Raw genomic sequence first — 13,374 nt, 5'->3', positions numbered from 1 at the left:
AGGGGTGGGATCAGGGATCGGGGATCAGGACGGGATTCAGAGGCGTTCGACGATGGTGGCGACGCCCATGCCGCCGCCGACGCAGAGGGTGACGAGGCCGTAGCGCTTGTCCTGGCGCTCCAGTTCGTCGACGACGGTGCCGAGGATCATCGCGCCGGTGGCGCCAAGGGGGTGGCCGAGCGCGATGGCGCCGCCGTTGACGTTGACCTTGTCCAGGGAGACGCCCATGTCCTTGACGAAGCGCAGCACGACGCCGGCGAAGGCCTCGTTGATCTCGATGAGGTCGATGTCGTCGATGGTCAGGCCGGCCTTGGCGAGGGCCTTGCGGGTGGCCGGTGCCGGGCCGGTGAGCATGATGGTGGGCTCGGAGCCGGAGACGGCGGCCGAGACGATCCGGGCGCGCGGCGTCAGGCCGTTGCGCTCCCCCGCCTCGCGGGAGCCGATGGCGACGAGGGACGCCCCGTCGACGATGCCGGAGGAGTTGCCCGCGTGGTGGACGTGGTCGATCTTCTCGACCCAGTGGTACTTCTGCAGGGCGACGGCGTCGAAGCCGCCGATGTCGCCGATGTCCGCGAAGGAGGGCTTCAGCCGGGCGAGGGTGTCGGCGGTGGTGCCGGGGCGGACGAACTCGTCGTGGTCCAGGACCACCAGGCCGTTGCGGTCGGTGACCGGGACGATCGACTTGGCGAAGCGGCCGTCCTTGATGGCGGCGGCGGCCCGCTCCTGGGACAGGGCCGCGTACTCGTCCACCTCGCGCCGGGAGAAGCCCTCGATCGTGGCGATCAGGTCGGCGCCGATGCCCTGCGGGACGAAGTCGGTGTCCCAGCCGGTCATCGGATCGTTGAACCAGGCTCCGCCGTCCGAGGCCATCGGGACACGGGACATCGACTCCACGCCGCCCGCGAGGACCAGGTCCTCCCAGCCGGAGCGGACCTTCGCGGCGGCCAGGTTGACGGCCTCCAGGCCGGAGGCGCAGAAGCGGTTCTCCTGGAGTCCGGCCACGGTGTCCGGCAGCCCGGCGGCGATCGCCGCGATGCGGGCGATGTCGGAGCCCTGGTCACCGACCGGGCTGACGACGCCGAGCACGATGTCGTCGATGGTGGCGGGGTCCAGGCCGGGGTTGCGCTCGCGCAGCGCGTGGATGAGGCCGACGACCAGGTCGATCGGCTTGGTGCCGTGCAGGGAGCCGTTGGCCTTGCCTCGGCCGCGCGGCGTGCGGATCGCGTCGTATACGTACGCTTCGGTGCTCACTGGTCAAGCCTTTCGGGGGTGCGGAGGCGTGGGGAAGGTCGGGGGAGTTCGGGTCGGCAGGGCCGGGGAGTTCGGGTCGGCGGGGCCGGGGAGGTCAGGCCAGCAGGGAACGGCCGATGATCTCCTTCATGATCTCGGTCGTGCCGCCGTAGATGGTCTGAATGCGGCCGTCTGTGAAGGCCCGCGCGACCCGGTACTCGGTCATGTATCCGTATCCGCCGTGCAGTTGCAGACAGCGGTCGGCGACCCGCTTCTGGAGTTCGGTGGCCCACCACTTCGCCATCGAGGCGTGGACGTGGTCCAGCTCCCCGTTGGAGTGGTCGGTGATGCAGCGGTCGAGGAAGGTACGGGTGACCGCGCACTCGGTGGCCATCTCCGCGATCTCGAAGCGGACGTGCTGGAGCTTGGAGAGCGGCCGCCCGAAGGCCTCGCGCTCCTTCACGTACTGCGTGGTGATCTCCAGCAGGTACTCGGCGGCGGCGATGCCGGCCACGGCGATGCCCATCCGCTCCTGCGCGAGATTGGTCATCAGGTGGACGAAGGCGCCGTTGAGTTCGCCGAGCAGGTTCTCCTTGGGGACGCGCACGTCGTTGAAGAACAGCTCGGCGGTGTCCTGCGCCTTCTGGCCGATCTTGTCGAGGTTGCGGCCGCGCTCGAAGCCCTCGGTGCCGCGCTCCACGACCAGCAGCGACATCCCGTGCGCCCCGCCCTCCGGGGTGGTCTTCGCCACGACGATCACCAGGTCGGCGAGGATGCCGTTGGAGATGAAGGTCTTGGATCCGTTGAGCACCCAGTGGTCGCCCGCGTCCTCGGCGGTGGTCCGGATCCCCTGGAGGTCGGAGCCCGCGCCGGGCTCGGTCATCGCGATGGCGGTGACGATCTCGCCGGAGCAGAAGCCGGGCAGCCAGCGGCGCTTCTGCTCCTCGGTGGCCAGCGAGGTCAGGTACGGCCCGATGATGTCGTTGTGCAGGCCGATCGCGAGCCCGGCGGCGCCCGCCCGGGTGAACTCCTCGGCGATCACCGCCGCGTACCGGAAGTCGGCGTTCCCGCCGCCCCCGTACTCCTCCGGGACGGCCAGGCCCAGCAGACCCTGCCGGCCGGCGGCCCGCCAGGCCTTGCGGCTGACGATCCCGTCCTTCTCCCACTGCTCGTAGTGCGGCAGCACCTCCTTCGCGAGGAAGGTGCGGACGGTCTCGCGGAACGCCTCGTGGTCGGCGTCGAAGATCTGGCGTTTCATCAGACGGCTCCTTAAAGCCAGTTCTTCACGGTTTCGATGAGCCGGGCCGGCTCGGGGCCCACGGGCGTGACGTTGAGCATGGTGACCCCGGCGGCCCGGAAGGCCTCGACGCGCTCCCGCACGTAACCCTCCGGCCCGCACAGCGTGGTGAGCTCGCACAGTTCGTCCGGTACGGCGGCCGCCGCGTCGCGCTTGTGCCCGGCGAGGTAGAGCTCCTGGATCTTCCGGGCCTCCTCCTCGTACCCGTAGGCGACGGCCAGGTCGTTGTAGAAGTTCTTGCCGACCGCGCCCATGCCGCCGACGTACAGGGCGATCTGCGGCCGGGCGAGGTCCCGCAGGGCCGCCGCGTCCTCGCCGATCGCGAGCAGTCCGCCGGCCACCGTGCGCAGCGGGCCCAGTTCCGGCGCCCGCAGGGCCGCGCCCTCGGCGAGCGCGCTCCCCCACACGGCGCCGGCCTTCTCCGGCACGAAGAGGGTGGGCAGCCAGCCGTCGGCGATCTCGGCCGTCATCTTCACGTTGGCGGGCCCCAGCGAGGCCACGTAGACGGGGATGTCCGCGCGGACCGGCCGGGTCAGCATCTTCAGCGGCTTGCCGTGCCGGCCGCCCTTCTCGGGCGGGAGCGGCATGTCGGTGATGCCGTGGTGGTCGATGGTCTCGCGGCGCCAGATGCGGCGGCACAGCTCTACCGTCTCGCGGGTCCGGCCGATCGGCCTGTCGTACGGCTTCCCGTGCCAGCCCTCGACCACCTGCGGGCCCGACGCACCGAGGCCGAGCAGCGCCCGGCCGCCGGACATCGCGTCCAGGCCGGCCGCCGTCTGGGCGATCAGCGCGGGGGTGCGCGAGTAGACGTTGAGGATGGCCGATCCGATCTTCATCCGCTCGGTCCGGGCGGCCAGGTACCCCATGATCGTCGGGGCGTCGAACCCCCAGGCCTCGGCCACCCACACGGCGTCGAGCCCGGCCGCCTCCAGCTCCGCCGCCGCGTCGGCGGCACGGCGCGGGTCCGCGGAGTAGTCGAGCATCATCGAGAGTTCCATCAGGCGCCGGCCTCCTTCCCGAGCAGCCCCGGCACGCCCCAGTCCGCCGCCACGGACTCCGTGTGCGCGCCCGGCATCGCGGGCCCGCCCACGGTGGTGGCCGGGGTCGCGGAGAAGCGGGGCGCGGGGGCGGGCTGGGTGATCCCGGCGGCCTCGACGAAGGTGCCCCGGGCGGCCAGGTGCGGGTGGTGCGGAGCCTCGCGCAGCGAGAGAACGGGTGCCACGCAGGCGTCGGTTCCCGCGAAGACGTCCGTCCACTCCTCGCGGGTACGGGACTTGAAGCGCGCGGCGACGGCCTCGCGGAGCTCGCCCCAGCGGGCCAGGTCCTTGCGGGCGGGGGCCTGGTCCTCGATGCCGAGGAGCTCCACGAAGGTGTCGTAGAACTGCTGCTCCAGTGCGCCGACCGCCATGTAGCCGCCGTCGGAGGTCTCGTAGCTGCCGTAGAAGGGGCAGCCGCCGTCGAGCAGGTTGGCCCCGCGCCGGTCCTGCCAGCCGCCGGCCGCCATCATCCCGTGGATCATGGCGGTGAGGTGGGCGGTCCCGTCGACGATGGCCGCGTCGACGACCTGGCCGGAGCCACCTGGGGTGCGGGCGTGCTGGAGGGCGGCGAGCACGCCGATGACGAGGTAGAGCGAGCCGCCCGCGTAGTCACCGACCAGGTTGGCGGGCACGGCGGGGGGTTCGCCCGGGCTGCCGATCATGCCGAGGGCGCCCGTGACGGCGATGTACGCGATGTCGTGCCCGGCGGTGTGGGCGAGCGGGCCGTCCTGGCCCCAGCCGGTCATCCGGCCGTAGACGAGCCGGGGGTTGCGGGCGTGGCAGTCGGCCGGGCCGACGCCGAGCCGTTCGGCGACCCCGGGGCGGAAGCCCTCGATGAGCACGTCGGCGCGCTCGACCAGGTCCAGCACGCGGGCCGGGCCGTCGGCGGACTTCAGGTCGACGAGGACGGAGCGCTTGTTGCGGTTGGTGATGTCGTAGGCCGGGTTCACGGCCAGGCCGCCGCCGCCCGGGCGGTCCACCCGCACCACGTCGGCCCCGAGGTCGGCGAGGACCATGGCGGCGAACGGGCCCGGCCCGATGCCCGCCAGCTCGACGACGCGCACGCCCGCGAGCGGCCCCCCGCCGCTCCCGGGCATGTTCCCTGTCACTGCCATCGAGCCCCCAGCATCCGGTGGCACCACTGCCGCCACTGTGTGACACAACTGATGTAACACCAGTGATGCTAGGAACCTGTTCCACTCAGCACAAGAGCAAGCGCTTAGCCGGTTGGGGCGTTTCCCCCGTCGGTCATCGCGTCGGGCCGCGCGTCGGTCCTCGCGTCGAGCTCCTTGAGGTCCCGCTTGAGCGCGACGGTCCGGTAGCTCTCCTCCACCCATTCGCACAGCACCTCGGCGGAAGGCGCACCCTTCTCCCCCAGCGGCACGGAGACCCAGCCGGCCTTGCCCAGCCCGTATCCGGTCGGCTCCGCGCCGGGCGCGGTCATGGCGTGACCGTGCAGGGCCTCGTCCTTGAGCTTCACGGAGATTCCGGGCGACGGCCCGCCGGTGTTCCCCAGGAAGACGAAGATCTTCTTGTTGACCTTCACCACACAGTCCTCGGGACCCCACGGGAACTCCTCCCGCGCCTGCGGCAGCCCCAGGGCGAACTCCCGGACCGCCTCCCACGTGCGCACCCCAGCCTTCACGCGAACCTCCAGTCGCCACGGGCGTCGCCCGCTCGCACGGACCCGTCCCTCCTCACGCTAGACCGGCAGGCCGCGACGAGGTCGGAGGAATCGGACCGCGCGGCCCAATCGGTGCAAACGCAAACAGATAAACCCGGGTGATCCACGGCCCGGTGCCTCTGTAGTCTGAGCAGGCTTTCAGCCCTGTTGCAGGGCTCACAGACATTTGGGGGGGCTCGGTGTCTCATCGCCGACTCGTAGCATCCGCGACCATCCTCGCGGCAGGCATTTCTCTCATACCGGGGCTGGCCCAGGCGGCCGACCCCGCGACGGGCAAGGTGCAGGGGGTATCCACGCCCGACCTGGACTCGGCCATCAAGGCCCAGAGCACCACGTTCGACAGCCCGGCCGACCGCTCGGTCAAGGTCCCGGCCGCCGGCAAGGGCAAGGCGGCCGGCACGCTGGCGGCCTCCGAAGGGAACCCGGGCCTCGCGGTGGCCCTGCACGGCACCACGTTCAACGCGCACTCGCTCGAACTGAGCATGGGCGTCACGAGCGCGGACGTCGACGTCGAACTCAGCATCGACTGGGGCGACGGCACGTACGGCACGGCGAGCGCCCACGGCACCGAAGCCGCGCACGTGGAGCACGTGTACCGCGAGGTCGGCACGTACACGGTCAAGGTCAAGGTGACCGACGCCCTCAACGGCGTCTCCGCCGAGAACTCCCTCACCATCACCACCGAGGGCTCGGACTTCACCCCGTACACCCCGACCCGCCTGCTGGACACCCGTAACGCCGCGGACAGGGTCCTCCCGTACAAGTCCACGCGGGTGAAGGTCGGCGGCTTCGGCACCATCCCGGCCGGTGTGACCGCGGTGGCCCTCAACGTCACCGTCACCACCACCTTCAGCGGCGGCCACATCACCGCCTTCGCCTCGGGCACCGAGCGTCCGACCACCTCGAACCTCAACTACGAGCCCGGCCAGACGGTCCCCAACCTGGTCATCGTCCCGGTCGGCGCCGACGGCTACGTCGAGCTCTACAACGGCGGCTGGCTGGGAGTCGACCTGATCGCCGACATCACCGGCTACTTCACCCAGTCCGCCTCCAGCGGCTACACCGCGCTCGCACCGGAGCGCCACGTCGACACCCGGGAGGGTCTCGGCACCCGCAAGGGCCAGGTCCCCGGCTACGGGACCATCACCACCAAGATCGCGGGCAACCGCGGCGTCCCCGCCGGGGCCAAGGCCGTGGCGCTCAACGTGACGGTCACCAACCCGCGGAGCGACGGCCACCTGACCGTCTTCCCCGCCGGGAGGGCCGCGCCGAACGCGTCCAACCTGAACTTCAGCACGGGCCAGACCATCGCCAACTCGGTGATCGTCCCGGTCGGCACAGACGGCCAGATCAGCCTCCGCAACGGCGGCTGGAACCCGGCCGACGTGATCGTCGACGTCGTCGGCTACTACAGCCCCGACAGCGTCAGCGCGTACCTCCCCTTCGCGCCGGAGCGCGTGAAGGACACCCGCGAGACCAAGCCGCTGCCCGGCCGCTACTACAGCGCGCTCGGACTCGGCGACGGCTACCCGAACACCACGGCCTTCGTACTGAACACCACGGTGACCAACACCAAGGGTGCCGGTTTCCTCGCGGTCGCTCCGGACCCGAACACCATCGCGGACTACGAGAACGGGACCGACGTCGAGGTGCCGATCCCGACGTCCTCGAACCTGAACTTCACCGCGAACAAGACCGTCCCGAACCTGGTGCAGGCGGGCCGCGGCAACACCGGTGTCATCGACTTCTTCAACTGGAGCGACGCCAACATCGACCTCGTCGTCGACATCTTCGGCATCTACATGGACAACTGATCCGACTGATCCACCCATAGGCACGGGAGGCGGCCCGACTCGGCCGCACCTCCGTGCAGCACGGTGGATCACGGTGCCCCCGGGGGCGCGGCCGTCCAGGCCGCTCCCCCGGGGCACCACCCGCCGCACGCCGCGCCAGGGAGGGCCCGCGTGCGGCCACCCGCGGGTCAGGGAGGCCGGCGGGTTGTCCGGCCCTGCTCAAGGGCCGGCAGACATACGACATTTGGGGGGCTCGGTGTCTCATCGCCGACTCGTAGCATCCGCGACCATCCTCGCGGCAGGCATGTCGCTCGTACCGGGGCTGGCCCACGCGGCCGATCCCGCGCCGGTCAAGCCTCACGGGCTCGAGCTGCCCGAGCAGGACCTGCGCGAGGCGATGGCCTCCAGGACCTTCACCAGCCCGGCCGAGCGCAGCACCAAATCGGTGGCCCCGGCGGCCGGTACGCCCAAGGCGGCCGGCACCCCGCAGGCGCAGGCCGCGGCCGATCCGACCTACAAGGTCGGGCTGACGGCCGGGAGCACCAGCGCGCACGGGATCGAGCTGGCGGCCAGCCTCACGGCCGAGGCCGACCAGTCCCTCTACGTCACCATCGACTGGGGCGACAACGGGAGCCAGGACGGCTACTTCGCCACTGGTTCCGGGCAGGAGAAGCGACAGCGCGTCTACGCCGAGGTCGGTACGTACCTCGTCACCGTCACCGTCCGGGACGACGTCGCCGGCACCTCGGTCACGAACACGGTCTCGGTCACGACGCTCGGCTCCGAGTTCACCCCGTACGCCCCGACCCGGCTGCTGGACACCCGTGACGGCACGGGCGCGCCGAAGGCGGCCAAGGTCGCCCCGTACACCTCCGCGCGGGTCAAGGTCGGCGGCCACGGCACCATCCCCGCCGGCGTGACCGCGGTGGCCCTCAACGTCACCGTCACCAACACCAAGAGCGGCGGCCACGTCACCGCGTTCGCCGAGGGCACCACCCGCCCGACCACCTCGAACCTCAACTACGAGCCCGGCCAGACGGTCCCCAACCTGGTCATCGTCCCGGTCGGCGCCGACGGCTACGTCGAGCTCTACAACGGCGGCTGGGAGTCGGTCGACTTGATCGCCGACGTCACCGGCTACTTCACCCGGTCCGCCGCCAGCGGCTACACGGCGATCGAACCGGCGCGCCACGTGGACACCCGCACCGGCCTGGGCGCCCGCCAGGGCCAGCTCGCGGGCTACGGGACGCTCAGCACCACGATCTCGGGCGCCGGCTTCATCCCCTCCGGGGCCACCGCGGTCGCGCTCAACGTGACGGTCACCAACCCGAAGGACGCCGGCCACCTCACCGTCCACCCGGCCGGCAAGAAGGCCCCCACCGCTTCCAACCTGAACTTCAGCGGTGGCCAGACCGTCGCCAACGCGGTGATCGTCCCCATCGGCGCCGACGGCAAGATCAGCATCCGCAACGGCAGCTGGAAGGGGACGGACGTCATCGTCGACGTCGTCGGCTACTACAGCCCCACCAGCCAGGCCGCGTACGTGCCGTTCCAGCCCTACCGGCGGATCGACACCCGCGACCCCAAGCTCTGGAAGCACGGTCCGCTGCAGGGCCGTTGGTACATCTACATGAAGCTCAGCACGATGAACCCGGGCGTCAAGGCATTCGTCATGAACACGACGGTGACCAACCCCAAGGACGCCGGCTTCCTCGCGGTCGCTCCGGACCCGAACTCGAAGGAGGCCTATGCCGGGGGCTACGCGTCCGCACCCGGCTCTCCCTCGTCGTCGACCCTGAACTTCACTCCCGGCAAGACCGTCCCGAACCTGGTCCAGGCGAGCACCGGCATGAACGGCATCGTCGACGTCTTCAACCAGAGCGACCGCAACATCGACGTCATCGTCGACGTCTTCGGCCTCTACGACGACTTCTGATCCCCGCCGAGCGATGAACGCGGCCGGCGCCGGCCGTACGACAGCGCCCCGGGAACGGCCGTCCAGGCCGCTTCTGGGGCGCTTCCGGGGCACTGTCCGTCGCCCTCCCGGCGGCGGACGGCAAGGGTGGGCAACAGGACGGCAACGGGACGGCAACGGAAAGACCCCCATGTCAGGCCGGTCGGCGGGCTCTGTAGCCTGAGCGCTCTTTCAGTCCTGATCAGGGGCTCACTGACATTTCGGAGGCTCGGTGTCATACCGCCGACTCGCTGCATCCGCGGCCGTTTTCGCCGCGGGCATTTCCCTCGTACCGGGCATGGCTCAGGCGGCCGGGCCGGCCAACGGCGGCGCCCAGGGCATCAGCACTCCGGACCTGGCCCAGGAGGCCCTGGAGGACGCGCCCAAGTCCACGAGCCCCGCCGGGCAGTCGACCCTGCGGACCGCCCCGGCCACCGAGAGCGCGCCGACGGCCACGACGCTGTCCGCGACCGCCGAGGGCAACCCGGGCCTCAAGGTGGGACTGACCGCGACCCCCCTCAGCGCGCACGCGATCGAGCTCAAGAGCGAGATCACCAGCGCGGCCACGCCGCTCACCGTCGTCATCGACTACGGCGACACGCACTCGACGGTCGTCCAAGCCTCTGGCAGCCAGACCCTGACCGAGCAGCACACCTACACCGAACTCGGCACGTACACGGTCAAGGTGACCGTGACGGACAGCACCAACAACGTGGTGGCCTCCAACCAGCTGTCCGTCACGACCGAGGGCTCGGACTACACCCCGTACGGCCCGACCCGCCTGCTGGACACCCGCAACGGCACCGGCGCGATCGCGGGCAAGGTCGCCCCGTACACCTCCGCGCGGGTGAAGATCGGCGGCAACGGCACCATTCCGGCCGGCGTGACCGCCGTGGTCCTCAACGTCACCGTCACGAACACCACGAGCGGCGGCCACATCACCGCCTTCGCCGGCGGCACCACGCGTCCGACCACGTCGAACGTCAACTTCACACCCGGCCAGAGCGTCCCGAACCTGGTCATCGTGCCCGTCGGCGCCAACGGCTACGTCGACCTCTACAACGGCGGCTGGGCATCGGTCGACCTGATCGCCGACGTCACCGGCTACTTCACCCAGTCCGCCTCCAGCGGCTACACCCCGCTGGCCCCGGCCCGCTTCGTCGACAGCCGCATAGCCCTCGGCGCCCCCAAGGGCCAGGTCCCCGGCTACGCGGTCTTCAGCACCCAGATCACCGGCCTCCGCCAGGTTCCCGCCTCCGGGGTCACCGCCGTGGCCCTCAACGTCACGGTCACCAACCCGAGGAGCGACGGCCACCTGACCGTCTTCCCGAGCGGGCAGCAGGTGCCGACCGCGTCCAACGTGAACTTCACGACGGGCCAGACCATCGCCAACTCGGTGATCGTCCCGGTCGGCCCCGACGGCAAGATCAGCATTCGCAACGGCGGCTGGAACCCGGCCGACGTCATCGTCGACGTCGTCGGCTACTACAGCCCGCAGAGCAAGGGCTCCTACCTGCCCTTCGCAGAGCCGGGGCGTTTCGTCGACACCCGTGACCCCGATGACGTCGTGTACGGCCCCCTGGGCGGCCGCGACTACATCCACGCGCCGCTGTCCGCACCGGGTGACGGCGTCACGGGCTTCGTACTGAACGCCACGGTGACCAACACCAAGGACAGCGGCTTCCTCGCGGTCGGCCCCGAACCGAGCACGGGCGAGCCCGTGGCGCCCGCCTCCTCGACCCTGAACTGGACACCCGGCAAGACCGTCCCGAACCTGGTCCAGGCGAGCACCGGCGAGACCGGCATCGTCAACTTCTGGAACCAGAGCGACGGGGACATCGACCTCATCCTCGACGTCTTCGGCCTGTACCAGGAGGACTGACCCAAGAGGCCGAGCACCCGCCCGGCCGCCCCTACAGCGCCCCGGGAACGGCCCTCGCAGGCCGCACCCGGGGCGCTGTCCGTCGTACGGGGACCACCCGCTAGCCTCAGCCACCACCGACACCGTCTGGGAGGCTTCCGATGAACGCAGCTGTCCGGCACGAACCGCGCACCGCGGAACGGGAGTACGACCTCGTGCTCTTCGGCGCGACCGGGTTCGTGGGGGCGCTCACCGCCGAGTACCTCGCGGTGCACGCCCCCGCGGGCTGCCGCTGGGCCCTCGCCGGGCGCGACCTCGCGAAGCTGGAGCGGCTGCGCGAGCGGCTGACCGCCCTCGATCCGCGCTGCGCGGACCTGCCGCTGCTGCGCGCCGACGCCCAGGACGCCGCCGCGACGCGCGAACTGGCCGCCTCCACCCGGGTGCTGGCCACGACCGTGGGGCCGTACGTCTGGTACGGGGCCGCGCTGGTGGCCGCCTGCGCCGAGGCGGGCACCGACTACCTGGACCTGACCGGCGAGCGGGAGTTCGTGGACCGGATGTACGTCGAGCACGACGCGCGGGCCCGCGAGAGCGGCGCCCGGATCGTGCACGCCTGCGGCTTCGACTCCATTCCGGCCGACCTCGGGGCGTACTTCACGGTCGGACAGCTGCCGGCCGGGGTCCCGCTGACCGTGGACGCGTTCGTGCGCTCCAACGCCCTGTTCTCGGGCGGCACCTTCACCACGGTGCTGACCGCGCTGGGGCGCGGACCGCAGAACCTGGCCGCCGCCCGCGCGCGCCGGATGCACGAGCCCCGGCTGCTGGGCCGGCGGGTACGGGTTCCCGTGGGCGCACCGCGCTTCAGCCGGGAGACCGGGACCTGGGCCCTGCCGATGCCCGTCCTGGACGTCCAGGTCGTGGCCCGTTCGGCGGCGGCGCTGGAGCGGTACGGCCCGGACTTCCGCTACCGGCACTACGCCTCCGTACGGCACCTGCCCGTCGCGGTGGGCGGTACGGCCGCGGTCGGCGGGGTGGCCGCCCTCGCGCAGATCCCGCCGGTGCGCCAGTGGCTCGCGGGCCGCTGGGAGCCGGGCCAGGGCCCGGACGCGGAGCGGCGGGCGCGCAGCTGGTTCAGCGTGCGGTTCGTGGGCGAGGGCGGCGGCCGCCGGGTCTTCACCGAGGTCTCGGGCGGCGACCCGGGGTACGGGGAGACGGCGAAGATGCTGGCGGAGTCCGCGCTCTGCCTCGCCTACGACGCCCTGCCCGAGCTCTCCGGCCAGTTGACCACCGCCGTGGCGATGGGCGACGCCCTGCTGGACCGGCTCCAGAAGGCGGGCATCCGATTCCGGGTGGCGGCCTCCGACTGAGCCCGCGGCCCGGCCGGGCGGCCGGGCGGCCCTATGCGGTGGCTTCGCGCAGGGCCCGCCGGCACAGCGAGTCGGCGTGCCGTGTGGTCTCGGGGATCCGGAAGCGGGGGCTCAGCGCCAGGGCGTGCGCGCAGGCGTTGTCCAGGGACACCCGGTGGCCCACCGACACGTACACGGGCTTGATCCCGTCCTGCGTGCGCAGCGCCCGCCCGACGACCTCGCCGTCGGGTGCGCGGAGCGGGGAGAGGTCTCCGCGCCGGCTGCCGGGTTCCTCGTAGGTGAAGGTGAACGGGTTCTTCGCGACGCCGATGGCCGGCAGCCCGGTGACCACGCCGAGGTGGCACGCGAGCCCGAAGCGGCGCGGGTGGGCCAGTCCGTAGCCGTCGCAGACGACGAGACCGGGCGTGACGGTCAGGGCCTCCAGCGCGGCGAGCACGGTCGGCAGCTCGCGGAAGGCGAGCAGTCCCGGCACGTAGGGGAAGCTGACGCGGCCGACGGAGGTGGCCTCCTCGACGACCCGCAGGGTCGCGGCGTCGAGGACGACGGCCGCGGCGGCCACCAGGTCGCGCTCGTCGTCGTAGGCCACGTCCACCCCCGCGATCAGCCCTTCGCCGGGCGGGGGTCCGGTTTCGGTCAGGACGACCCGACCGCGCAGTTCGTCCTGTATCGCCTTGGCCCCGGCCTCGTCGGCGGGGATCTTCGCACTCGTCATAGTGGTGCGAGAGTAGCCTGGCGATCATGTTCGTCATGGAGCTCACCTACACCGCACCCGTCGAAGCCGTCGAAGAGGAGATGGACGCGCACATCGCCTGGCTGGACGGCTACTACGCCGCCGGCATCTTCCTCGCCTCGGGCCGCAAGGTCCCGCGCGACGGGGGCGTGATCCTGGCCGGCGGGGTCTCCCGTGCGGAGATCGAGAAGATCGCGTCCGAGGACCCCTTCACGACGGCGGGAGTCTGCGCCTACCGCATCACCGAGTTCATCGCGACGAAGACGTCGGCGGACCTGGCGACGGTGCGGGACAACCCGGCCCTGTAGTTCGGGCGCGGATCGGTCCGGAGCTCCGGGTCCGGAGCTCCCTTTGGGCCTGTGGAGTGAGCGGGAACCGGCCGTACTGCGGCCGCTCCAGAGCCCGCGGACAGGCCCGGGAC

Annotated in this window: 11 protein-coding genes; 5 read left to right on the top strand and 6 right to left on the bottom strand. The window is 71.5% G+C overall.

What is annotated here, in order from left to right:
- Window positions 1-36: 36 nt before the first annotated feature.
- From AC6CKD_RS29370 to AC6CKD_RS29350, 5 genes are all read right to left on the bottom strand, one after another.
- On the bottom strand, window positions 37-1,251 hold the full coding sequence (locus AC6CKD_RS29370; RefSeq protein WP_498331404.1) for an acetyl-CoA C-acetyltransferase: 1,215 nt from the start codon (window positions 1,249-1,251) through the stop codon (window positions 37-39).
- A gap of 94 nt (window positions 1,252-1,345) precedes the next feature.
- Window positions 1,346-2,488, bottom strand: coding sequence for an acyl-CoA dehydrogenase family protein (locus AC6CKD_RS29365; protein WP_498331403.1), 1,143 nt, complete (start codon window positions 2,486-2,488; stop codon window positions 1,346-1,348).
- An 11-nt stretch (window positions 2,489-2,499) separates the two neighbouring features.
- On the bottom strand, window positions 2,500-3,525 hold the full coding sequence (locus AC6CKD_RS29360; RefSeq protein WP_498331401.1) for an LLM class F420-dependent oxidoreductase: 1,026 nt from the start codon (window positions 3,523-3,525) through the stop codon (window positions 2,500-2,502).
- Window positions 3,525-4,679, bottom strand: a complete 1,155-nt coding sequence (locus AC6CKD_RS29355) for a CaiB/BaiF CoA transferase family protein (RefSeq protein ID WP_498331399.1) — start codon at window positions 4,677-4,679, stop codon at window positions 3,525-3,527. Before AC6CKD_RS29355 ends, AC6CKD_RS29360 begins: the two co-directional genes overlap by 1 nt.
- A gap of 104 nt (window positions 4,680-4,783) precedes the next feature.
- Window positions 4,784-5,221, bottom strand: coding sequence for an MmcQ/YjbR family DNA-binding protein (locus AC6CKD_RS29350; RefSeq protein ID WP_498331571.1), 438 nt, complete (start codon window positions 5,219-5,221; stop codon window positions 4,784-4,786).
- A 206-nt stretch (window positions 5,222-5,427) separates the two neighbouring features.
- Here AC6CKD_RS29350 and AC6CKD_RS29345 point away from each other — a divergent pair, with 206 nt between their 5' ends.
- The 4 genes from AC6CKD_RS29345 (at window position 5,428) to AC6CKD_RS29330 (ending at window position 12,223) form a co-directional block, all read left to right on the top strand.
- A complete protein-coding gene (locus AC6CKD_RS29345; RefSeq protein ID WP_498331397.1) occupies window positions 5,428-7,062 on the top strand; it encodes a PKD domain-containing protein in 1,635 nt (544 codons plus the stop codon).
- A 283-nt stretch (window positions 7,063-7,345) separates the two neighbouring features.
- Window positions 7,346-8,977: a hypothetical protein gene (locus AC6CKD_RS29340; RefSeq protein ID WP_498331395.1), complete on the top strand. Its 1,632-nt coding sequence runs from the start codon at window positions 7,346-7,348 to the stop codon at window positions 8,975-8,977.
- A gap of 316 nt (window positions 8,978-9,293) precedes the next feature.
- Window positions 9,294-10,877, top strand: a complete 1,584-nt coding sequence (locus AC6CKD_RS29335; protein ID WP_498331394.1) for a hypothetical protein — start codon at window positions 9,294-9,296, stop codon at window positions 10,875-10,877.
- 140 nt (window positions 10,878-11,017) lie between these two features.
- Window positions 11,018-12,223, top strand: coding sequence for a saccharopine dehydrogenase family protein (locus tag AC6CKD_RS29330; RefSeq protein ID WP_498331392.1), 1,206 nt, complete (start codon window positions 11,018-11,020; stop codon window positions 12,221-12,223).
- A gap of 31 nt (window positions 12,224-12,254) precedes the next feature.
- Here AC6CKD_RS29330 and AC6CKD_RS29325 read toward each other — a convergent pair whose 3' ends face one another.
- Window positions 12,255-12,935: an endonuclease V gene (locus AC6CKD_RS29325; protein ID WP_498331391.1), complete on the bottom strand. Its 681-nt coding sequence runs from the start codon at window positions 12,933-12,935 to the stop codon at window positions 12,255-12,257.
- Between the two features lie 26 nt (window positions 12,936-12,961).
- Between AC6CKD_RS29325 and AC6CKD_RS29320 the strand changes: the two genes are divergently transcribed.
- The gene (locus tag AC6CKD_RS29320; RefSeq protein WP_498331389.1) at window positions 12,962-13,261 is read left to right on the top strand and encodes a YciI family protein; all 300 of its coding nucleotides are present in this window, start codon (window positions 12,962-12,964) and stop codon (window positions 13,259-13,261) included.
- Window positions 13,262-13,374 lie beyond the last annotated feature (113 nt).

Source organism: Streptomyces sp. GQ60 (assembly GCF_059758875.1).
The sequence above is the reverse complement of the archived record's forward strand: the minus strand, read 5'-3'. Positions and strand labels throughout refer to the sequence as shown.

Excerpts from the sequence above, each read along its gene's own strand:
- AC6CKD_RS29365 (WP_498331403.1), bottom strand. The coding sequence starts at position 2,488 with ATGAAACGCCAGATCTTCGACGCCGACCACGAGGCGTTCCGCGAGACC.
- AC6CKD_RS29360 (WP_498331401.1), bottom strand. The coding sequence starts at position 3,525 with ATGGAACTCTCGATGATGCTCGACTACTCCGCGGACCCGCGCCGTGCC.
- AC6CKD_RS29355 (WP_498331399.1), bottom strand. The coding sequence starts at position 4,679 with ATGGCAGTGACAGGGAACATGCCCGGGAGCGGCGGGGGGCCGCTCGCG.
- AC6CKD_RS29340 (WP_498331395.1), top strand. The coding sequence starts at position 7,346 with ATGTCGCTCGTACCGGGGCTGGCCCACGCGGCCGATCCCGCGCCGGTC.
- AC6CKD_RS29335 (WP_498331394.1), top strand. The coding sequence starts at position 9,294 with ATGGCTCAGGCGGCCGGGCCGGCCAACGGCGGCGCCCAGGGCATCAGC.
- AC6CKD_RS29330 (WP_498331392.1), top strand. The coding sequence starts at position 11,018 with ATGAACGCAGCTGTCCGGCACGAACCGCGCACCGCGGAACGGGAGTAC.
- AC6CKD_RS29325 (WP_498331391.1), bottom strand. The coding sequence starts at position 12,935 with ATGACGAGTGCGAAGATCCCCGCCGACGAGGCCGGGGCCAAGGCGATA.
- AC6CKD_RS29320 (WP_498331389.1), top strand. The coding sequence starts at position 12,962 with ATGTTCGTCATGGAGCTCACCTACACCGCACCCGTCGAAGCCGTCGAA.